At 71.9% G+C, this 19,534-nt stretch carries 22 protein-coding genes; 11 read left to right on the forward strand and 11 right to left on the reverse strand.

Going from position 1 to position 19,534, the window contains the following annotated elements:
* Positions 1 to 64: 64 nt before the first annotated feature.
* The 3 genes from ABIA32_RS02465 to ABIA32_RS02475 all read right to left on the reverse strand — a co-directional run bounded on the left by ABIA32_RS02465 (position 65) and on the right by ABIA32_RS02475 (position 4,940).
* Entirely contained in the window at positions 65 to 2,302 is a 2,238-nt protein-coding gene (locus ABIA32_RS02465) for a hypothetical protein (RefSeq protein ID WP_370092054.1), read from the reverse strand.
* Positions 2,303 to 2,628: 326 nt separating this feature from the next.
* Positions 2,629 to 4,302, reverse strand: a complete 1,674-nt coding sequence (locus ABIA32_RS02470) for an acyl-CoA dehydrogenase family protein (RefSeq protein WP_370092055.1) — start codon at positions 4,300 to 4,302, stop codon at positions 2,629 to 2,631.
* Entirely contained in the window at positions 4,299 to 4,940 is a 642-nt protein-coding gene (locus ABIA32_RS02475; protein WP_370092056.1) for a TetR family transcriptional regulator, read from the reverse strand. Before ABIA32_RS02475 ends, ABIA32_RS02470 begins: the two co-directional genes overlap by 4 nt.
* A 108-nt stretch (positions 4,941 to 5,048) precedes the next feature.
* Here ABIA32_RS02475 and ABIA32_RS02480 point away from each other — a divergent pair, with 108 nt between their 5' ends.
* Both ABIA32_RS02480 and ABIA32_RS02485 read left to right on the forward strand, forming a co-directional pair.
* Entirely contained in the window at positions 5,049 to 5,765 is a 717-nt protein-coding gene (locus tag ABIA32_RS02480) for a hypothetical protein (protein ID WP_370092057.1), read from the forward strand.
* A complete protein-coding gene (locus ABIA32_RS02485; protein WP_370092058.1) occupies positions 5,762 to 6,157 on the forward strand; it encodes a GntR family transcriptional regulator in 396 nt (131 codons plus the stop codon). The genes ABIA32_RS02480 and ABIA32_RS02485 overlap by 4 nt, the downstream gene beginning before the upstream one ends.
* Positions 6,158 to 6,200: 43 nt before the next feature.
* Here the strand turns inward: ABIA32_RS02485 and fabV are convergent, their stop codons facing one another.
* From fabV to ABIA32_RS02505, 4 genes are read right to left on the reverse strand one after another with little or no spacing between them, the layout of a single operon-like run.
* The gene (gene fabV / locus ABIA32_RS02490; RefSeq protein ID WP_370092059.1) at positions 6,201 to 7,385 is read right to left on the reverse strand and encodes an enoyl-[acyl-carrier-protein] reductase FabV; all 1,185 of its coding nucleotides are present in this window, start codon (positions 7,383 to 7,385) and stop codon (positions 6,201 to 6,203) included.
* Positions 7,382 to 7,597, reverse strand: a complete 216-nt coding sequence (locus ABIA32_RS02495; RefSeq protein ID WP_370092060.1) for a hypothetical protein — start codon at positions 7,595 to 7,597, stop codon at positions 7,382 to 7,384. Before ABIA32_RS02495 ends, fabV begins: the two co-directional genes overlap by 4 nt.
* 41 nt (positions 7,598 to 7,638) lie before the next feature.
* Entirely contained in the window at positions 7,639 to 8,895 is a 1,257-nt protein-coding gene (locus tag ABIA32_RS02500) for a low temperature requirement protein A (RefSeq protein WP_370092061.1), read from the reverse strand.
* A gap of 13 nt (positions 8,896 to 8,908) precedes the next feature.
* Complete coding sequence (locus tag ABIA32_RS02505; protein ID WP_370092062.1) at positions 8,909 to 9,376, reverse strand: nuclear transport factor 2 family protein; 468 nt, start codon at positions 9,374 to 9,376, stop codon at positions 8,909 to 8,911.
* Between the two features lie 93 nt (positions 9,377 to 9,469).
* Here ABIA32_RS02505 and ABIA32_RS02510 point away from each other — a divergent pair, with 93 nt between their 5' ends.
* Positions 9,470 to 10,069, forward strand: coding sequence for a TetR/AcrR family transcriptional regulator (locus ABIA32_RS02510; protein WP_370092063.1), 600 nt, complete (start codon positions 9,470 to 9,472; stop codon positions 10,067 to 10,069).
* Positions 10,070 to 10,192: 123 nt separating this feature from the next.
* On the opposite strand, the gene ABIA32_RS02515 is transcribed toward ABIA32_RS02510, so the two are convergent.
* Complete coding sequence (locus tag ABIA32_RS02515; RefSeq protein WP_370092064.1) at positions 10,193 to 10,597, reverse strand: YceI family protein; 405 nt, start codon at positions 10,595 to 10,597, stop codon at positions 10,193 to 10,195.
* A gap of 314 nt (positions 10,598 to 10,911) precedes the next feature.
* Complete coding sequence (locus tag ABIA32_RS02520; protein WP_370092065.1) at positions 10,912 to 12,075, reverse strand: SPFH domain-containing protein; 1,164 nt, start codon at positions 12,073 to 12,075, stop codon at positions 10,912 to 10,914.
* Positions 12,076 to 12,397: 322 nt separating this feature from the next.
* On the opposite strand from ABIA32_RS02520, the gene ABIA32_RS02525 reads away from it, so the two are divergent.
* The 5 genes from ABIA32_RS02525 (at position 12,398) to ABIA32_RS02545 (ending at position 14,618) form a co-directional block, all read left to right on the forward strand.
* Entirely contained in the window at positions 12,398 to 12,655 is a 258-nt protein-coding gene (locus ABIA32_RS02525) for a hypothetical protein (RefSeq protein ID WP_370092066.1), read from the forward strand.
* Positions 12,656 to 12,835: 180 nt separating this feature from the next.
* Positions 12,836 to 13,456 (forward strand): DUF5994 family protein, encoded by a 621-nt coding sequence (locus ABIA32_RS02530; protein WP_370092067.1) that lies wholly within the window; start codon positions 12,836 to 12,838, stop codon positions 13,454 to 13,456.
* Positions 13,457 to 13,461: 5 nt separating this feature from the next.
* Complete coding sequence (locus ABIA32_RS02535; RefSeq protein ID WP_370092068.1) at positions 13,462 to 13,632, forward strand: hypothetical protein; 171 nt, start codon at positions 13,462 to 13,464, stop codon at positions 13,630 to 13,632.
* Positions 13,633 to 13,843: 211 nt separating this feature from the next.
* Positions 13,844 to 14,395 (forward strand): DUF5994 family protein, encoded by a 552-nt coding sequence (locus tag ABIA32_RS02540; RefSeq protein ID WP_370092069.1) that lies wholly within the window; start codon positions 13,844 to 13,846, stop codon positions 14,393 to 14,395.
* A gap of 31 nt (positions 14,396 to 14,426) precedes the next feature.
* On the forward strand, positions 14,427 to 14,618 hold the full coding sequence (locus ABIA32_RS02545) for a YegP family protein (protein WP_370092071.1): 192 nt from the start codon (positions 14,427 to 14,429) through the stop codon (positions 14,616 to 14,618).
* A 108-nt stretch (positions 14,619 to 14,726) separates the two neighbouring features.
* Here the strand turns inward: ABIA32_RS02545 and ABIA32_RS02550 are convergent, their stop codons facing one another.
* Entirely contained in the window at positions 14,727 to 15,305 is a 579-nt protein-coding gene (locus tag ABIA32_RS02550; protein ID WP_370092072.1) for a TetR/AcrR family transcriptional regulator, read from the reverse strand.
* A gap of 160 nt (positions 15,306 to 15,465) precedes the next feature.
* Between ABIA32_RS02550 and ABIA32_RS02555 the strand changes: the two genes are divergently transcribed.
* Positions 15,466 to 16,428, forward strand: coding sequence for an SDR family NAD(P)-dependent oxidoreductase (locus tag ABIA32_RS02555; protein ID WP_370092073.1), 963 nt, complete (start codon positions 15,466 to 15,468; stop codon positions 16,426 to 16,428).
* A gap of 107 nt (positions 16,429 to 16,535) precedes the next feature.
* Complete coding sequence (locus tag ABIA32_RS02560; protein ID WP_370092074.1) at positions 16,536 to 17,405, forward strand: GNAT family N-acetyltransferase; 870 nt, start codon at positions 16,536 to 16,538, stop codon at positions 17,403 to 17,405.
* Positions 17,406 to 17,572: 167 nt separating this feature from the next.
* Here ABIA32_RS02560 and ABIA32_RS02565 read toward each other — a convergent pair whose 3' ends face one another.
* Positions 17,573 to 18,493: an NADP-dependent oxidoreductase gene (locus tag ABIA32_RS02565; protein ID WP_370092075.1), complete on the reverse strand. Its 921-nt coding sequence runs from the start codon at positions 18,491 to 18,493 to the stop codon at positions 17,573 to 17,575.
* Positions 18,494 to 18,600: 107 nt separating this feature from the next.
* Between ABIA32_RS02565 and ABIA32_RS02570 the strand changes: the two genes are divergently transcribed.
* Positions 18,601 to 19,524 (forward strand): AraC family transcriptional regulator, encoded by a 924-nt coding sequence (locus ABIA32_RS02570; RefSeq protein WP_370092077.1) that lies wholly within the window; start codon positions 18,601 to 18,603, stop codon positions 19,522 to 19,524.
* Positions 19,525 to 19,534 lie beyond the last annotated feature (10 nt).

Consider the following 19,534-nt stretch of genomic DNA (forward strand, 5'->3'; position numbering starts at 1 on the left):
CCAAGCGGCCCCGCCCACGGTGCGGGCGGGGCCACGAGGACGCACTGTGCTCAGCGAGAGGCGCTCAGGTGCGGCGCACCGGTGCGGTGCCGATCGGGTGGTTGACGCTGAAGCGCACCGGCCCGGTGGCGGAGGGGATGCCACCCGCGCGCAGGGCGAGGCCGCCGGCGATGGTGTACATGGCTTCGTCGTAGGCCTGGCCGTTGGTAGGCGCCTTGCCGACCGCGAAGAGGGCGACGCTCTTCCCGTTGACGACGGAACAGGAGATGTAGTCGCCGACCATGTTGCCCTGCGTGGTGGTCGGGATCTGGGCCATGGTCATGGGCCCGGCCACCGTCTGCGCCGTGGTCCAGGTGCTGCCGCCGTTGGCGGAGGAGATGAAGCCGACGTACATCTGGCAGGTCGAGGCGGTGCAGCTGGCGTTGGGATAGAAGTAGTAGTACACGCCCAGCTTCGCGGTGCTGCCGGAGGTGGCGTGGTCGACGCCGAGACCGGGGATGAAGTGGTCCACCGTGCTCGTGGTGGCGTCGATCGGCACCCGGGTCACGGCCGACCAGCTCGCGCCGTCGGTCGAGGTGGAGTAGACGATGTCGTTGGAGGAGCAGCCGGAGCGGAACCGGCAGTCCTGCCAGGCGACATAGACCTTGCCCGCGGCGTCGATCTCCGCCGACGGCAGGCCGTCACCGGCGCGGAGCCCGCCGCCGACCGTGGAGGAGGAGATATTGGCGACCAGGACCGAGGAGCCCCAGCTCGCACCGCCGTTGGTGGAGGTGAAGGAGCGGATCGAGGTGCCGTTGGTGGAGAACGGGACGATCACGTTGCCGTTGGGCTGGACCAGCGGCTGACCGCCCAGGCCGGAGTCACCGCTGGCGGGCGAGCTCGGGGCGGACCAGGTCGCGCCGCCGTCCGAGGACGTGGACATGATCTCCTGGTTGCCGCTGGAGGTGATGTCGGCCTCGCTGTAGCAGTTGCCGTAGTGCGGGCTGGTGGCGGTGTTGTCGCAGACGATCCAGTTCTTGTCGTAGCCCTGGCCGTCGTTGCCGATCGCCATCACCGGGTTCTGCCAGTTGATCCCGTCGGTGGAGCGGCTGATGGTCACGCCGGCGCCGTTGACGTTGGCGTCCAGGACCAGGCCGGAGACCATCCAGGTACCGTGCTTGGCGTCGTAGGCCACCGACGCGTCACTGACCCGCGCCCAGGTGCCGCCCTGGTAGGTGGTGATGCCGGGCAGCATGCCGTGCTGCCAGGTGGCGCCGCCGTCGGTGGAGGTGTTCCAGCTGATGTCCGAGGAGCCGCCGTCGTTGAACCGGCCCACCTGGGAGGAGGAGACGATGGTGTTGCCCCAGGCGAAGGTGTCCGGCTCGACCTCGGTCGCGTGCTGGCTGGTGCTGTTGGTGAACGGATCGGTGCTCACCTGCAGCAGCGAGGGTCCGGTGCCGTTCACGGTCAGCGTGTAGCCGGCGGTGTGGGTGGCCGAGGTGCCGGTGCCGGTCACCGTGATCGCGTAGCTGCCCGGTGGAGTCGACGAGGACGTGGACAGCGTCATGGTCGAGGAGGCGCCCGCCGTGACCGAGGTCGGGTTGAATGTGGCCGTCGCGCCGGACGGGAGGCCGGACGCGGAGAAGGTCACGGTCTGCGCGCTGCCGGATGTCACCGCGGTGCTGAGGGTGCTGGTCGCGGCGGAGCCGGGGTTGACCGCGCCGGAGGCGGGGCTGTCACTGAGGGAGAAGTCGTTGCCGGTCACGCCGCCGGTGATCGCGACGTCGTCGTACAGGGTGTAGGTCGGGTCGCCTGTGTAGTTGTCGTCCTTGCTGGTGAGCGTGAGGGTGTAGTTGTGACCGGCGGTCAGGGCCTTCGTGACCTGCTTCCAGCCCGAGTTGGCCACGCAGGTCTTGGCCAGCACGGTGGTCGTGGTGTTGCTGGTGGTGTCCTTCAGCGTGGCGGTCGCCCAGTCGTAGGTCACCGTGTCCGGGCAGGTGACGTCGTACCAGAAGCCGAGCACCGGGCTGCCGGACGGCGCGGTGAACGACTGCGCGATCGAGGACGCGCCGTTGGTGGGCGACGTCGAGCCGAGTATGGCGGCATACGTGCCCGAGTGCGGATTGCTCGTGGTCACCGAGGTCGCCGGCCCGGACGCCGTCCAGCCGGACAGACTGCCCGTCTCGAAACCGCCGTTGGTGATCGACGTGGCGGCGACGGCCGGCGTGGGGGCCGACAGCAGTGCGGTGCCGATCCCTAACAGGGCCGTGGAAACGGCGGCGGCCATGGACCGCCGCCAACGGGAATGCAGAGGTGCGCGCATACAGGGGACTCCTCACCGAGGAAACACGGAAACGTGCCCGCACATGGAGCAGTGGACGAGCCGTCAGGTCAGGTCGGCCCGCCCACCGGGGACGGCGTGGCACTGGCAACTCGCGAGTGTGGTCCCTGATGTGACACCCCGCAAGGGAGGTGACACGCTTTGTGTCATGGACTCTTAAGCTTTACGAAGCACGCGTCCCACGCGCCTCCAAGGGCACTGTCGTTAGCATGCGCGCAACAAGCCGCGCTGCTGAGCATGCGACACTGCGGAACCCGAAGTGCCGCCTGCGCGGCTGGGCCCCGCAGGCGTCGGGCGGGCCGGGCCGGTCAGCCCTGGTGCCCCGGCAGGCGGGCCAGGAGGGGGGCCAGGTCGATGCCGCTCGGCAGGGTGCCGAACGCCAGGCCGCGTTCGGGCGTCAGACGGGAGGCGCAGAAGGCGTCCGAGACGGCGGCCGGCGCGTGCCGGACGAGCAGCGCCGCTTGGAGAACCAGCGCCATCTGTTCGACCAGGCGGCGGGCCCGCAGCTCGATGTCCTCGGTCGGCGCCAGCTCGTCGCGGAGCCGACGCCACGCGGCGTCGAGGCGCGTGTCGGCGCCCGCGGCCGCGTCGATCTCGGCGGCGAAGGCCGCCAGGGACTCGGGCTCGCGGGTCAGCGCGCGCAGTACGTCGAGTGCCTGGACGTTGCCGGAGCCCTCCCAGATGCCGTTGAGCGGCGCGTCGCGATAGAGCCGGGGCATTCCTGACGCCTCGTCGTAGCCGTTGCCGCCCAGGCACTCCAGCGCCTCGGCGACGGCTGTGGGCTGCCGCTTGCAGACCCAGTACTTGCCGACGGCCGTGGCCAGCCGCAGGAAGGCGCGCTCCTGCGCGTCGCCGCGCTGGGCGCGGTCGACAGCGCCCGCGACGCGCAGGGCGAGTGTGGTGGCGGCTTCGGACTCCAGGCCGAGATCAGCGATGACGTTGCGCATCAGCGGCTGGTCGATCAGCTTGGCGCCGAAGACCGAGCGGTGGCGTACGTGATGGGCCGCCTGGGCGAGCGCCGCGCGCGTGCCGGAGGCGGAGCCGAGGATGCAGTCGAGCCGGGTCATGGTGACCATGTCGATGATCGTCCGCACGCCCTGCCCCTGTACGCCGACCAACCAGGCCACCGTGTCGTCGAACTCGGGCTCGCTGCTGGCGTTGGAGCGGTTGCCCAGCTTGTCCTTGAGCCGCTGGATCCGGAAGGTGTTGCGGCTGCCGTCCGGCAGCACCCGCGGGACCAGGAAGCAGGAGAGCCCGCCGGGAGCCTGCGCCAGCACCAGGAACAGGTCGTTCATCGGCGCGCTGGTGAACCACTTGTGACCGCGCAGCCGCCAACTGCCGTCGGGGCGCTCGACGGCGCTGGTGGTGTTGGCGCGGACGTCGGTGCCGCCCTGCTTCTCCGTCATTCCCATCCCGGCGAGCAGGCCGCGCTTGCCCAGCGGCGCGCGCAGGCCGGGATCGTAGACGCGGCCGGTGAGCAGCGGCTCGTACTGCGCGGCCAGTTCGGGCTCGGCGCGCAGCGCGGGGACGACGGCGTAGGTCATCGAGATCGGACAGCCGTGCCCGGACTCGGCGGTGCTCCAGGTCATGAAGCCGGCGGCGCGGGCCACGTGTGCGCCGGTCCGGTCGTCGGCCCAGGGCGCGCCGGCCAGGCCCTCGCGGACGGCGACGTCCATGAGCGCGTGGTACGCGGGGTGGAAGTCGACCTCGTCGATGCGGCGGCCGTAGCGGTCGTGGGTGCGCAGCTCGGGCTCGTGCCGGTTGGCCTGCTCGGCCCAGAGCTGAACCTCCTCGCTGCCGGCCAGTCGCCCGACCCGGTGCAGGTCCGCCACGTACCAGCCCGCGCCCTCACGGTGCAGGCCCTCCAGCAGCACCGGATCGGCCGCGACGTCGTGGCCGACCAGCGGCGGGGGCTGGTTGGTCACCTCATGCGTGCGGGCGGTCGGGTTGCTGTGGGGCGGGGGCGTTGTCTCCACGGTCATCGGGAACCTCCTGGATGGACGGAACGTGCGTCGACTCGGGCACCCGCGCAGCGCAGGGACATGGCGGTCAGTTCGGCGACGAGCGCGTCCGCCGCGCCGTCGTCGTGCGCGGCGAGCGGGTCGACCAGCACCTCGCCGATCGCACCCGTCAGGGCCGCCGCGGTGATCTCCGGATCCTGCGCGGGCAGCAGTCCGGCGGCCACGCCCTCGCGGATCACCTGCGCGAAGAGCTCGCGATAGCGGCGGCGGAACTCCAGCCGCTGCTCCCCCACAGCCGGTTCCGTCGGCGCGGCCAGCAGGGCATACGCCAGGCCGCGCCGCTCCAGCGCGCGGCGCGCGAACACCGCGATGCCCTGCGCCAACCGGTGCACCGCGTCACCGTCTCCGCCGTGCAGCACCTCGCCCAGGACCTCAAGCTCCCGCCCCGAGGCTCGGCGGAACACCTCGATCGCCAGGGCGGCCTTGGAAGGGAAGTGCTGGTACACCGAGCCCGCCGACATGCCCGCTGCGGCGGCGACCACCGTCACCGAGGCATTGGCCCAACCGACCTCGGCCACCACCGTGGTGGCCTGCTCAACCAGATGCTCGCGGGCCGCTTTGAGGCGGTCCTGCTCGGCGGGTGTCTTGCGGTAGGCCATGAAAGAAGTGAACCATTATTCAGAGCTTCAGATCAAGGCTGCCCAGCCGGCGCCCGACACCGCCCGAATCAGCTATCTTGTATCAAGCATTTGATACAAGGGGGATGGATGAAGACCACCGCACGTGAAGATCTGCTGCGTTGGGCCGGGCTGGCCCTGGGGGCGCTGGCAGCCGTCTGGGCCGCCGGCCAGGGGCAGCTCGGGATCGGGCCGCTGCTGGCGCCGACGCTGCTCGGCGTCGGCGCGGTGCTGGGTGCGCTCGGAGCAGACGCGACCGCTCCCGGTCCGACGGGCGCGGTCCGCGTCGCCGAGCTGACCCCCCGTCGATTCCTCGACTTCCTGACCCGGCGAACCGTGGTCGCGCTCGGTTGCGCGGGGGCGCTGCTCGTGTCGCTTCTGGTGTTGGCCGCTGCGACGGCGAGCCCCGATGATCTCGGGCGGACCGGGCGGGCCTTCGGGTACGCGTGCGGCGAGGTCAGCGTCTTGCGGAGCCCTTGGCCCGGCACCTACTACAGCCTGCCCCTGGCGGCCGTGCTGGGTGCGGCCACTCTCGCCTGCGGCCTCACGCTGAGGCGGATGGCCAGGCGCCCTGGTGTGGACGAGAGCTGGCGCCGCAGGAGCGCCGCACGGGTGGCCGCTGCCTGGGGGCTGATGGTGACCGCGTCACTGGCGGGCGTCTCCCTGGCGATGGCCGGCGCTTTGAGTGGCCTGCCCTGTGCGGCATCCGGCACGCTCGATGCCGCCTCCTGGGCACTGGGCGCGGTTGCGACCGGCGCCGGTGTGGCGGCGCTCGCCTGCGGGATCGCCTTGAGCCGGCGGTCGTGAGTGAGCCGTCGCGCGGCGGCACCCTGGCCCTGCGGGTGGACACGCGCTCGCCGATCCCGCCGTACGAGCAGATCCGCGGACAACTCGCCACGTTGATCGCGGCAGGCCGTCTGCCCCCAGGGCACCGCCTGCCACCGGTCCGCCAACTCGCCGCCGATCTCGGCCTGGCGGCGGGTACTGTCGCCCGCGCCTACCGGGAACTCGAGGCCGCCGGCCAGGTCGCGACCCGCCGCGCGGCCGGCACCCGGGTCTTGCAGCCGTCCCCGCCTGTCCCCTATGCGGCGGAACTCGCGGGACTGGCCCGGGAGTTCGCGGACGGGGTACTCGCGATTGGAGCGGATGCGGACTCCGCGCTGGCCGCGGTCCGCGCGGCACTGGACCAGCACTCGTGATGGGCGACGGGCGCGCGAAAGGCCCGGGGGTCTAGTGTCGCCTCTACCTTTGGCCTGTGGGCCACGGCACGGTGGTCTCCACCGGGACGGCGTAGTCGACACCGGGAACGTCCCAGCCGTAGAGCTGGCCGACCTGCCGGCGGAACCAGACAGTGTCCGCGCTGTCCGCGACGTTCTCGGTGGTGACCGCGTCCCACAGGGCGCGGACCTGGTCCTGTACGGCGGGGTCGAGCTCCCAGCCGTCCAGGCGGATCCGGCCCGTCTCGTCCAGTACCAGCTCCTGCTCGCCGTCGAGCTGCTGCCACAGGGCGGTCATCTGCTGCGCGGTGGACTGGAATCCGTCGTCGCCGAGGACCTTGTGCAGCAGGCTGGTGTAGAGCGCGATGCTCGGGATGGCGGTGGACGCCTGGGTGACGGCGGCTCCCGCCACCACGGTGTACGCGCGGCGCTTGCTGCCGAGCCGCTCATCCAGCTGACGGGCGGTCGCTTCCAGGTGCTCCTTGGCGGCGCCGATGGTCCCGGCCCGGTAGATCGCTGCGGTCAGGTCTGAGCCGACGTAGGTGAGTGCCGCGGTGGTGAAGTCCTCGGCGAGCAGGTGGGCCTGGTCCAGGGCGTCGACCCAGCGCTGCCAGTCCTCCCCGCCCATCACCTTGACGGTCTCCTCCCGCTCCGGCGCGGTGGCCGGCTGCAGGGTGGAGGAGCCGATCGCGGGCCCGTCCGTGCCGAACTCGAGCGTCTTGGCCGTGTAAGCGCCATCCAGCGGCTGGATGACGGAGTGGTAGACCTGCCCGGTCTCCGGATCGGTGCGGCGCGGTGCGGCGATGCTGTAGATCAGGTGGTCCACCTTGCCGTACCGCTCCGCCAGCAGCTTGACGACCTCGGCCTTGGCCGAGTCAGCGAACGCGTCGGTGTTGAGGAAGGTGAAGACGCCGGTGAGTTCGGCGGCACGCGCGGTGCGGTACCAGCCGGCGGAGGCGGTGCGCCGCTCGGTCTCCGGCGCCTCGAAGGCGACACCGACGCCGACCGCGCCGCGACGAACGGCGGCGAGGGTCGCGGCGAGCCCGTACCCGGCGCTGAACCCGATGACCAGCACAACGGGGCGCTGCGCGGCCGGGGCGCGGCCGGGGATCTGCTCCCACAGCTGGTCGACGGTGGTGGCGGCGCCGGTCGGGTGCGCGTTGACCATGAGGAAGCCGCGGCCTCCAGGGGTCAGGTGTCGCTGGCTCACGAGGTGGTGACCTTTCCGTTGCGGGTGCGGGTGTGCTGGTCCAGGCAGCTCTGGACGTCCCTGACGGTGGCGAACCGTCCGACCGTCGCGTCCGGGATCACGATCCCGAGCTCGCGCTCCAGGTGGGCCGCACCCCTATGGTCGCCGAGCGCGTCGACCGGCACGGTCGCGCGCCGCGCCAGATTCGCGGACAGAACCTTGTCGGTGTCCATCAGATGCGACACGGCACGGCTCGCAGGCGGTCAGGCCCCGACTAGTCGGCCGGCTCCGGTGTGAGCGTGTCTTCGTGGCGGAGGCGGTAGGCGACGGCCAGGCACCAGGGGACGCCGAAGAGCGCGACCAGGACGAGTCCCAGCACGAGCGGTGCCGGGCGTGCCGCGCCCAGTCCGAGGCAGGCGACAGCGGACCCGGCGCAGGTCCAGGACAGCGGGCGGTACAGTCCGCGTTTGCTGTGCCAGGCTTCGAGGCTTGCGGCCACGAGCATCGTGCTGACCAGCACCGCTGCCGCGCCGCCGCAGAGCACCCAGGACGTGGCGGCCGCGGTGCGGGACGCGTGGGCGTGCTCGACCAGGCTGACCATCGCCGCGCCCATCGCGGCCACCGCGGCCGTGAGCGGCAGGTGGGCGAGCATCCACTGCGCGGTGGCGGCCGGGGTCTGCCGCGGCTCGCGGTGGCCGGCGAAGTCGAAGTAGGTCCACCAGGCGCCGAAGCCGACCACGACGGCGAGCAGCGCGACCGCGACGACGAGCACGCCGACCGGCTCGGCCGCGAGCCCGCTGACCACCCCGGTGACGGTCTCCCCCAGCACGATGATGATGAGCAGCCCGAACCGCTCGATCAGGGCGTCGGTGATGTTGAGCGTGACGTACGCGCCCGGCGTGGCTCCGAGGATCTCCGCGCCGAGGCCGACCAGGTAGGCGAGATCGAGCAGCCCCCACGTCCAGACCCGGGCGGTGGCGGGGAGCAGTGCGCTTCCGGCGAGGATGACGGCGCAGAAGACGGTTCCGGCGACGAAGAGGCGGCTGGAACCGCGGTACTCGGGCCGGTCGCCACGGGAGGCCAGCAGCCACAGCACCGCCAGGACCGCGAACAGGATCCCTGCTGCGACGGCGAATGCCCCTCCCCGCGCGCCGCCCGCCTCGGGGATGAAGGCTCCCAGGGGGACGAGGACCAGGATCTGGAGCAGGAAGGTGATCCGGGCCCGGGCGTCCTCGTGGCCGTGCAACTCGTGGTGGAGACTCCCGTTGACCCAGGCGATCCACACCAGCCCGAACACCGCGGCGTACTCGCCGAGGCCACGCCAGGTGAGCTGCCCCGCGAGATGGTGGGCCGCCTGCGCGACGAGGACGACGACCACCAGGTCGTAGAAGAGCTCCAGCGGGCCGACGACGCGCTCGCGCGGCTGCTCGCCGTGGGCACGCGGCGGCTGCCACAGCTGGCGCAGCAACCGCCGCCGGAACGTCGGCTCGCCGCCGCTCACGGCGGGGGCGGGAGGGCCTTCGTCCGTCATCCGGTGACGCTCCTCAGGGCGCGCAGGGCCGGGTTTCGGTCCAGTCGACCATCAGGCGGCGCTCGGCGAAGAACCACTCGCCGTCCTGCTTGACGAATTCGTCGAGATAGCGGATCGACGCGATCATGATCGTGCGCTCGGAGTCCGCGCCGAACGAGATGTGGTGGGCCAGGCAGTAGCTCTCGCCGCTTGCCCGTTCGCCGTCGAGGGAGACGGTGCTCTGGCCGTTGAAGTGGGTGGTGGCCCGGTAGGTGTTCAGGTTGTCGAACACCGGGGCGAGGGCCTCGCGGCCGTGCAGTTCCTGGGTCGGCTCGGCCGCGGTGGCGTCCATGTACACCAGGAAGCGGGTGTCCTCGGTGAACAGAGCCATCTGCCCCTTGGCGTCCCGACGGTCGGCGCAGTGCGCGTAGGCGTCGATCAACTCGCGGATGGCCAAGCGGTCGGCGGCCTGCTCGGGTGTGATCGAGGTGTGGGAGGACATGACGACCCCCTTCGTGAAACTATTTGACATCTGTATAAGAGCACCGGTGGCGGGTCTCCCGCAACCGGGCGGAAGGAGCTGGAGGGCAGCGCTGTGAGCGGTCGGACCGACCCGCGCGTCACGCGGACCACCAGCGCCCTTCGACAGGCCGTCGTGGAGCTCGCCTCGCAGCGGTCCGTCTCCCGGATCACGGTCGCCGAGTTGGCCGAGCGCGCGGGAGTCACCCGGGCGACCTTCTACAACCGCTACAGCACGCCGCTCGATCCGCTCATCGAGGTGCTCTACGCCGACTTGGAGTCGGGGCACCGGCTGGAGGACTGCCGCCGCGCCGAGGGGTACCCGGGCCCGGCGCTGCTGCGGCTGGCCGTCTCGGAGGTCGCCGACCACGTCGAGCGGTTCGCGGCCGTCTACCGCAACGCCCTCTCCGACCCAGCGGACCGCGGTGTCTACGACGCGATGGTGCGGCACTTCGGCGACTACGCACTCGACTTCCTGGCTCGCGTCGCCGGTCCCGGGCTTCCGGACGTCAGCCACCAGGTGATCGCGCAGTTCCTGGCGCACGGCTTCGCGGGAGCGATCAAGGCGTGGCTCAGCGATCCGGACGTCACCAAGGCGCAGCTCGTCGACGCGACCGTGGCGTGCGCGCCCGCCTGGTGGGCGGGCGCAGCCGAATCCCCGGGCCGGCCGCGGTAGGACGAGCCGGCGCGGCGAGTCAGGAACGAGCGGCGGTTCGTGGCGGAATCGAGCACGGACCTGTTTCAACTACCTTTCACGGGAGTGGTGATCGGTCCGGTCGTGCGCGGTTCTGGTGAGGTGTCAGTCCTGCGGGGCAGGGCTGCCGTCGGGGGCGCGGCGGGCTCGGATGGTCGCGGTCAGCTGCAGGCGCCGCGCCGCCACGCCCTTGAGCTTGGTGACTCCATGGGCGTAGCGGTCCACGGTCGCGGTGGCCTCGACGGCGATCTCGTCCCCGTCGACCTCGGCCTTGGACACCGTGAACGTGACCGGTACCCGTACGCCGTGGGCGGTCAGGTGCCCCTGGAGGGCCCACGCGCCGGCCTGGTCCAGTTCCGCGGCGGTCGAGGCGAACCTGATGTCCGGGTAGGTGTCGGTGTCCAGCAGGACGCTGGACAGGACCTGGCTGTCCCGCCTCTTGTTGCCGGTGTCGAAGCTGGCCGCGTCGGCGATGGCGTACTGGCCCGGCTCCGGCGTTGCGGTGGTCATGACGACCTCCTATGAGTTGAACCCTTCAAGTCGAACCCTAGACCCTTTGACTTGAAGCTTCAAGTTATACTCGCCCTATGCGCGCAACTCGCTCTACGAGGCCCTCGTGCGCGCCGCACATGGAGGCGGCCCCTGCCTCGTTCGGGGGAGAGCCGAGACAGGGACCGCCGTTCGTGCGCTCCGCTCAGTCGGCGGAGCGGGTGCGCCATCCCGCCCGAACACGTCCAGGCCGCGCTTGAGGCCGTCACCGACTGCCCGGCCTCGGCGGTGCGCCGCCTGGCGAGATCGGGCCTGGGCCCCCAGCCCGGTCGGTGTCAGTCGACGGGGCCGAGAATCCGTTTGCGCGGCTCGCCCGGGCCCGCACCTTTGTCCGTGTCCTCGCCGGCTGGGCGGTTGCGGGGCGTGCCCAGGTTCTGCCGGACCGAGTCCAGGATGGTCAGTCCCTGGCCGACCAGACCGGCGGCGATCTGCCCCAAACCGTCGGCGCCGTTCAGCACGTTGACGTTGGCGCCCGCGAGGCCGCCTGCGGCCTCCTTGACGATCAGCGGCAGCTGGTCGATCAGCAGCCGGTCCAAGGCCACCCGGTCGTGGGACGCCGCCGCCTCCGCCTGGATCTTCATCCGCGCGGCGTCGGCCAGGGCCAGCACCCGGATCCGCTCCGCCTCCGCCTCGGCGGGGCGCACCACCTCCGCCACCAACTGCTGCTGCCGCAACTCCGCCGCCCGCTGCGCCAGTTCGGTCTGCGCCGTCAGCACCTCCTGCTGCGCGTGCGCGGCGGCGAGCGGCCCGGCCTGGGCGGCCGCCGCCTGGGCGCGGTCGACCTCCGCGTTGTACTGCGCCTTGACGACGGCGGTCTGCCGGGCGTACTCGGCCTGGTTCCTGGCGGCGGCCTGCTCCGCCTCGGCGGAGGCCTGGGTGGCCGCAGCCTGCGCGATCTTCGCCTGGCGCTGGATCGCGGCCTGGTGCGGGGCGGCCATCGCCGCGATGTAGCCGGTCTGACCGTCGTCGATCGACTGGATCTGCAGCGAGTCGACGATCAGGCCGATCCGGCCCATCTCGGCCTTCGAGGTGTCCAGTACCTCGCTGGCCAGCTTCTGCCGCTCGGTGACGATCTCCTCGACCGTCATCGACCCGATGATCGACCGCAGGTGACCGGCGAAGATCCGTCCGGTCAGCACCGACATCTGGTCCTGGTCGGACAGGAACCGCTGCCCGGCGTTGATGATGCTCTCGGTGTCGTTGCCCACCTTGAACGCGATCACCGCGCGGACTGTCAGCGCGATGCCCTGATGGGTCACGCAGTTCTCGTCGACTTCCGCCTCGCACATCGCCAGCGTCAGGAAACGGGTCTTGCGCAGGACCGGCAGGACGAACGCGCCGTGGCCGGTCACCACGCGGAACGGCGCGTTTCCCATGCCGCGGCGGCCTCCGGAGATCAGCATCGCCTGGTCGGGGGCCGGAACACGATAGCCGAACATGATCATCACCTCGGTCGGCAGCACCCCGCCGGGTTCTGATCGGGCCGTCGGGTGACGACCCGTTCCTCCGGGCGGCGCTCGGCTCACGGACCTCGATCGGACCTCGATCGGAGCACGGCCGGGCGCCACCCCGGGCCGAAGGGGAATCCACCGTGGATGGCATGCCGATTCGGAGACCAGAGGTGTGTCACCCTCCATCGTGCACCCACGGAAGCGCCAGGGCGCCGGGCTTCCGACGGCATTCCGTGGTGGGGCGGGAGTAGCGTGGGTGATGTGGAGTCGCGTTCGCTCCCCGCCCAACCGAACGGAAGCGGGAGGAGCCGTGGAAGACCAGCAGTTGCCCCCGCTCGGATTCGCCGATGTCCGGATCATCGCCGCCACCCCGGACGCCGCACGCCAGGTCGCGCTCCTGTTGCGCAGCGCGTTCGTCAGCACCGAGCAGCGCAGCTACCCGACCGGCGAGGACGGGACGGGTACGAGGCTTCACCTCAGCGTGGACACCACCCGCGCTCCCGAGGCGCCTGAACCGATCCCCGACCGTTCGTCCGGCGGTGACCACCCGCACCCGGGCGAGGTCTGACCCGAACGCGAGCTGCCCGATCCGGTGCGGATCGGCGGCCCGGGTCTGGTCCGTTGTGCCACGGCGCGGAGTACCGTGGAGTTACCGAGGGTATTCCGAGCACCGGCTGCATTGCCCCTGTCGTTCTCGGCGAACGCCGACGCCGGGCTCGCGCGCGGGCCCGGGGACAGGACGCGCACCATGTCCGTGTCACTCCTGCGGCTGCCCCCGGCAGCCCTGCCGCCGCCCCGCAGGGAAGCATCGGCGTTGCGGCTCTCGTTGCGTCCGACCGGTGTCCCCGGCGACCTGCCCGTGGGCGCCCTGGACGGCGCCTGGTGGCCGCGCTCCGACGACCTCCTGCGTGAACTGCCGTCGCTGGTAGCCACGTTGGACCGCGTGTGGGGGCGGATCACCCGGGTCAACGTCAATCCGCGTCACTGGCAAACGCTGCCGCGCGAGATCCCGGTCCAGGGCCATGTGGTCAAGGTCGGCTGGTTCACGACCGAGCTGGACCCGCACAAGCTCCTGCTCCTCTCCTACCGCCTCGGCCGCTGGGACCTGCTGGTCATCCCGCCGGAGACCAACCCCGAGGCCGCCGCGCGGCTGATGTCCGCCGCCACCGACCCGGCCGGCGCTCCGTCCGCGAGCGCACTGATCGCCGCCGAACGCGGCCGTCACGACGGGCTCCTCGCCGGGTTCGCACCCGGCGACCCGGGCGCGGAATCCGCGTGGGAGTCCGAGGGCGGCGCGGCGCTGATCGGCGCGCGGGCGATCCCCCTGATCATGCCCGTCGGCCTCCAGCGCGCCTCCGCGGGCAGGTGAGCACCATGACCACCCTGTTCACGCTCCTCGTGATCGCGGCCATGATCGGCGTCGGCGTCCTGCTGATCCAGCTGGCCAACGCCCGGCACACCGCGCTCTCGGCAGCAGCCAAGCCGCACCACCGGCGCCTTCGACGCCACGGTGCGACAGCCGCGCACACACTCCGGCGCCCCTGACCGACCGGGCCGTCGGCGAACCGGGGCCGTCCCGGCCGAGCAGACTTCCTGTCGACTCGGCCGGGATGGTCCTGGCCATGTGCCACCCGACAGCAGGAAGCGTGCCCGGTCGGCTGACCCTTCCCGCTCCGCTCCGCGAACCGGCGCAACCTGCGCCGGGGACGGCACGGCCGCGACCTTCGGGACGCGGCCACTCAGAGAGGTCGACATCATGACCACGAACACCGCCGTCCCCGCGCTCCCCACCCGTCCGCAGGCCCGCCCCTCGCTGCGGCTGGCCCTGACACCCGACGGCCCCCGGCCCAGGCTCGATGGCGCGTGGTGGCCGCACTCGCGCAACCTTGCCGCGCAACTCCCGGATCTCATCGCAGAGTTGGATCGCACCTGGGGCCGGATCACCCGAGCCGCCGTCCACGACACCGCCTGGACGCAGCTGCGCCACAGCGTCCCGACCGGATCCCACGACATCCGCGTGAACTGGTACGACTCCGCCCACGACCCGCACGCGATCACCCTCTTCTCCTACCGCATCGGGGAGTGGGAGCTGCTCGTGGTCCCGCCGGAGACCGCTCCCTGGCGGGCGAAGCAGCTCATGACCGCCGCCGCACACCCCGGCAACCAGCGGACCGCCCGCGCGCTCCTCACCCACGGGCCCGCGGAACCGTCCCCGGACACCGCACCGCGCGATCGCATCCACATCCGCACCCGGCACGCTCACGACCCCGACCCCGAGCCCGCCGCCGCCGCCGCCGCTGGACGCTGACCGCGTTCAGCAGTCCCCACGAGGTGAAGTCATGACCAGCACCATCGAGGTCTACATCGACAACTCCGGAGAGTGGCGCTTCCGGCTGACTGGCATCCGCGGCGAGACCATCGCCGCCAGCAATGCGTTCACCTCGGAGCTCGCCTGCCTGGCCGGGGTCGCCGCCCTGCAGACCAGCGCCGTCGATGCGCAGGTCACCGTCATCGCCCCTTCCGCCATGTAGGCAACCGCCCCCGACCGGACAGCAGGGGCCGCGCCACCGGACCGAAGACGACGGCGGCGCGGCTCCTGTCCGACTGCATGAACGTGCAGACCTGAGTGGAGGGCGTCGTCAGCGGGTGGCGTGGTAGCGGAGACCGTCCATCAGGAGGTCGAGGAGGCGGGCCATCCGGGCATGGTGCTCCGGGGTGGTGGCGGCGAGTGACAGGCCGCTGAGGCTGAACAGCACGTCGGACGGCTCGACGTCCGCGCGCAGGATGCCCGCCGCTGTACCGGCCCGCAGGAGTTCGGTGATCGCGGCGGTCAGCATCGCCCGGCTGTGCGAGAACGGGTCGCCCCCGGAGGCGATCAGGGCGCGCAGCGCGTCGGACATGCCGCGCTTCGTGGACATGTAGTGGACGAAGCCGTCCATCCAGGCGCGCAACGCGGCGTCAGGCTCCCTGGCACTCAGGAGCTCCGCGGCGGAGTCGCAGAGTTTCGCGAGTTCGCTGCGGTAGGCCGCCTCCACGAGTTCCTCGCGAGTGGCGAAGTGGCGATAGAGGGTGCCGATGCCCACCCCTGCCTCCTTCGCGATCGCGTCGAGCGTCACGTCCGGCCCGTCCTGGGCGAAGGCCCGCGCGGCCACCTCGATCAGTCGGTCGCGATTGCGGCGCGCGTCGGCGCGCAGCGGCCGGGGGTCGGCGGTGGTCACGGTGATTCCTCCTTCTGGCCCTCGAAGGGGCAGACGGGCTTGCAAGCGGAGGATCCTCCGCTTAGTCTCGAGATATGCGGAGGGTCCTCCGGTTCTCAGTCTACCGGCCGCACCCCCCCGCGCCCCAGCTCCGGGCACACCCAGCCAGACGGGAACCACCATGAACGCCACCACTCCGCCCGCTCGCCTCACCACGCCCTTCGACGCCGAGTCCACCGCCGCCGAGGTCATCTCCGGCATCGACCTGACCGGTCGCCGCGCCGTCGTCACCGGCGGGGCCTCCGGCATCGGCGTCGAGACGGCACGCGCCCTCGCGTCCGCCGGCGCGCAGGTCACGCTGGCCGTCCGGGACCTCGCCGCGGGCGCCCGCACCGCCGAGGACATCACCACGACGACCGGCAACAAGGACATCCACGTCGCACCACTGGACCTGGCCGACCAGGCCTCCGTCGCGGCGTTCGTCGCCGCCTGGGACGGACCGCTGGACATCCTGGTCAACAACGCCGGTGTGATGGCCTCGCCCGAGCTCCGCACGCCGGAAGGCTGGGAGCTCCAGTTCGCCACCAACCACCTCGGGCACTTCGCGCTGACCACCGGCCTGCACGCTGCCCTGGCCCAGGACGGCGGCGCGCGCGTCGTGGCCGTCAGCTCCAGCGCCCACCACCGCTCCCCGGTGGTCTTCGAGGACATCCACTTCCGCGAGCGCCCGTACGAGCCCTGGTCCGCCTACGGCCAGTCCAAGACCGCCAACGTCCTGTTCGCGGTCGAGGCAGCCAAGCGCTGGGCGGCCGACGGGATCACGGTCAACGCCCTGATGCCCGGCGGCATTCGCACCAACCTCCAGCGCTACGTCTCCGACGAGGAGCTCGCCCGGCTGCGCGCCCAGGCCGCCGGCGGCACGGAGCTGAAGTGGAAGACCACCGAACAGGGCGCGGCCACCTCCGTCCTGCTCGCCGCCTCACCCCTGCTGGAGGGCGTCAGCGGCCGCTACTTCGAGGACTGCAACGAAGCCGTCCGCGGCGAGCTCGGCGCACGAACGGGCGTCGCGGAATACGCGCTCGACCCCGAAGCCGCCGCCCTGCTGTGGCAGGTCTCGCACGACACCCTGGGCAGCCGCGACTGACCGTCCCCCCTCCTGCTCCTGTCAGCGGTGGGCCGCCGATCGAGCGAGCCCCGGCGCACCTCGCGTCGGGGCTCGTCTACGGTGCGGGGCGCGAGTAGGGTGCGGCCATGGATCTCCGGTGGGACTGGCTGCACCCCTTGATGCGTGTTCCGTACGTGCCGACCCTCGGCCCCGTCCACCCTGACGCGGTGGCCCCGGAGCTGTTCGCCGACGTGCTGGCGGTCGCGGGTACGAGCCGGTTCCTGGCGCACGACAAGGACCTCCGCTGGGCATCGGCGAAGGACGAGCACGTCCTCGTCGCCGACATCGAGCACAGCCCTGAGCGCACGCTGATCCCCACCCTGTCGACACGCGGGCGGGGGACGGTCAAGGTCCACCACTACGGACCCGACGCCTCGACGGCTGAGCTTCTGCGGCTGGCCGGGAAACTCGCCGCCCGCGAGGACGCGGCCTACGCCCGTGCTGTCTGGTTCACTCCGACCGAACCGGACCAGCCGAGCGGTGCGGTCACCCGGATCCAGCTGAAGACCTTCCGCTCCGGAGGCGACGACCCGGTCGACGGCGTCGAGGACCTGCGGCACCTTTCCGAGCCTGTGCGCGGCAGGTTCGCGGTGTTCGCTGAGCAGATGGCCGCAGACGGCTTCGCGTTCCTCTGGCGCCAGTTCCAGGCCGACGCCCTTACCGGGCCCGTCCTGACTGTCGCCTCCGGCGGCCGAGTGGTGGGGGCCATCGGACCGATGGAGACGATGAAGGATCCGATCGGTCAGGTGCGTCTCCTCCCGCAGTACTTCGGCGTCCTGCCCGAGGAGCGTGGTCACGGGTACGGCCGGCGCCTGTGGCGCGCCGCGATGCACTGGGGGCAGTCCAACGGTGCGGACTACCAGCTGCTGTCGACCGGGCTCGGCGGCGCAGCGGACGCGCTCTGCCAGGCCGAGGGGCTCGACGCCCTCGGGTGCGTCCACACCGCCACGGCATAGCCCCGGGCCGACGGCAGAATGCCCCCGGTTTTCGGGCTCGTCGGCGCTTCTCTCGAATCTCGAAGGGAGGGGCCCCGGCTCGTCGTCCGGGGCCCCTCTCGCGCCATCGTACGTGCGTTCTAGGCGTCCCCTGACCGTGGTACCCGTCCTGACCGGAGGGGGCTGCACTACGGCAGGAGCACGATCTTGCCGCGGCTGTGCCGACGCATCAGGTCGCGGTAGGCGGCCCGGACCTCGGTGAGCGGGTAGGCGGCGGCGATCGGGACGTCGAGCTCGCCGGCGGCGACCAGCTTGACGAGCTCGGCCAGCACGTCGACGGTGGCGGAGCCGCTCATGCCCTCGCTCTTGACGCCCTTCCGGGCCGCGCCGGCGAAGTCGATGATCGTGTTGATCCGGTCCTTGGCGACGCCGAGTTCGAGAGCGAGGTCGATGTAGCCGTCGCCGAAGGTGTCGACGAACGCGTCGACTCCTTCGGGCGCGGCCGCGCGGATCCGGTCGAGCACGCCGTCGCCGTAGGTCACCGGGACCACGCCGTGCTCGCGCAGCCAGGCGTGGTGGGACTCGCCGGCCAACCCGACGACGGTCGCCCCGGCCAGCCGCAGCAGCTGCACCGTCAGTGAACCCACCCCGCCGGCGGCGCCGGAGACGACGACCGTGTCGCCCGGCCCGGCCCCGACGGCGCGCACGTTCGCGTACGCGGTGGTACCGGCGACGAACAGCGAGCCGCCGACTCGCCACGGCACGGCGGGGTCGCGCGGCACGAGGTGGGCGGCCGGGACGGCGACCAGTTCGGCGTGGCTGGAGCGGGTGTCCACCCAGCCGATCACCTCGTCGCCGACCGACCAGGTGCGCACCGCCGAGCCGGTCTCCTCCACCACACCGGCGAGGTCGCTGCCCTGACCGGACGGGAACGTCGCGGGCCAGCGGTCATGCAGAGCGCCGATCCTGATCACGTTCTCGCCGGGGTTGATCCCGGCTGCTCGCACGCGCACCAGCACCTCGTCGGCCGCGATCTGCGGCCGCGGCACGTCCCGGACCTCCAGCACGTCGATGTCGCCGTACTCGTCGAACCGCACTGCCTGGGGCATCTCGCCCCTCCCTTCGGGGGTTCCTGTTCCTCTCCACCAGGAAACCCGCCCGCCGAGGCCTGATCCATGCTGGATTCGCGCGAAGAAATATGCGAGCGTCTCATGGTGTGGACGTACTGACAGATCTGCTGCAGCGCTCGCGCGCCCGTGGTGCCGCGTTCTCGCACTCGACGGCGCGCGGCGCGTGGGGAGTCCAGTTCCCGGCCGGGGCCAAGCTGGCGATCCACGGCCTCCTCGGCGGCGAGGCGTTCGCGTGGACCGATGACGCCGGCCGGTCCCGCCACGTGCTGTCGGGCGACATCATCCTGGTCCGCGGGCCGGTCGAGCAGTTCATGGCCCACGCGCCGGGCGCGGAGGTGATCCCGTTCGTCGGCCAACCCTCCTCCGGCCCGCCGGGCGGCGCACGGCGGATGGTGTTCGGCACGGAATCGGGCAACCCCACGACGTTCTTCTGCGGCGCGTACACCTTCGAGGGCGAGCTGTGCGCGGGCCTGCTCGCGGGGCTGCCGGACCTGACCGTGGTGCGCTCGCGCGCCGGGTCGAGCCTGCGGGCGGCCCTGGACCTCTTCGCCGGCGAGCTCCTCGGCGACGCGCCGGGACAGCAGGCCCTGCTGGACAGCCTGCTCGACGTGATCCTCGTGCAGGCCTTGCGCGAACAGCTCGCCACCGATGTGCAGGCCGCGCCCGCCTGGTTCCGCGCGATGGACGACCCGGCGGTCGGGGCCGCGCTGCGCGCCGTGCACGCGGCCCCTGCGCGCGCCTGGACGGTCGCCGACCTGGCCGCCGAGGTGTCGCTGTCGCGCGCGACGTTCGCGCGCCGGTTCACCGCGCTGCTCGGCGTCGCCCCGCTGAGCTACGTCGCCGACTGGCGGATGGCCCTCGCCCGCGAGCAACTGCGCGACGGCGCCTCCGGCCTGGCGGCGGTCGCACGCTCCCTGGGTTACGCGTCCGAGTTCTCCTTCGCCGCCGCCTTCAAACGCCACCACGGCACGTCCCCCGGCCGCTGGCGGACCGCCGCGACCCCGCTGTGAATGCGCCGCG

The organism is Streptacidiphilus sp. MAP12-20 (genome assembly GCF_041262525.1).
Taxonomy (GTDB): Bacteria; Actinomycetota; Actinomycetes; order Streptomycetales; family Streptomycetaceae; genus Streptacidiphilus.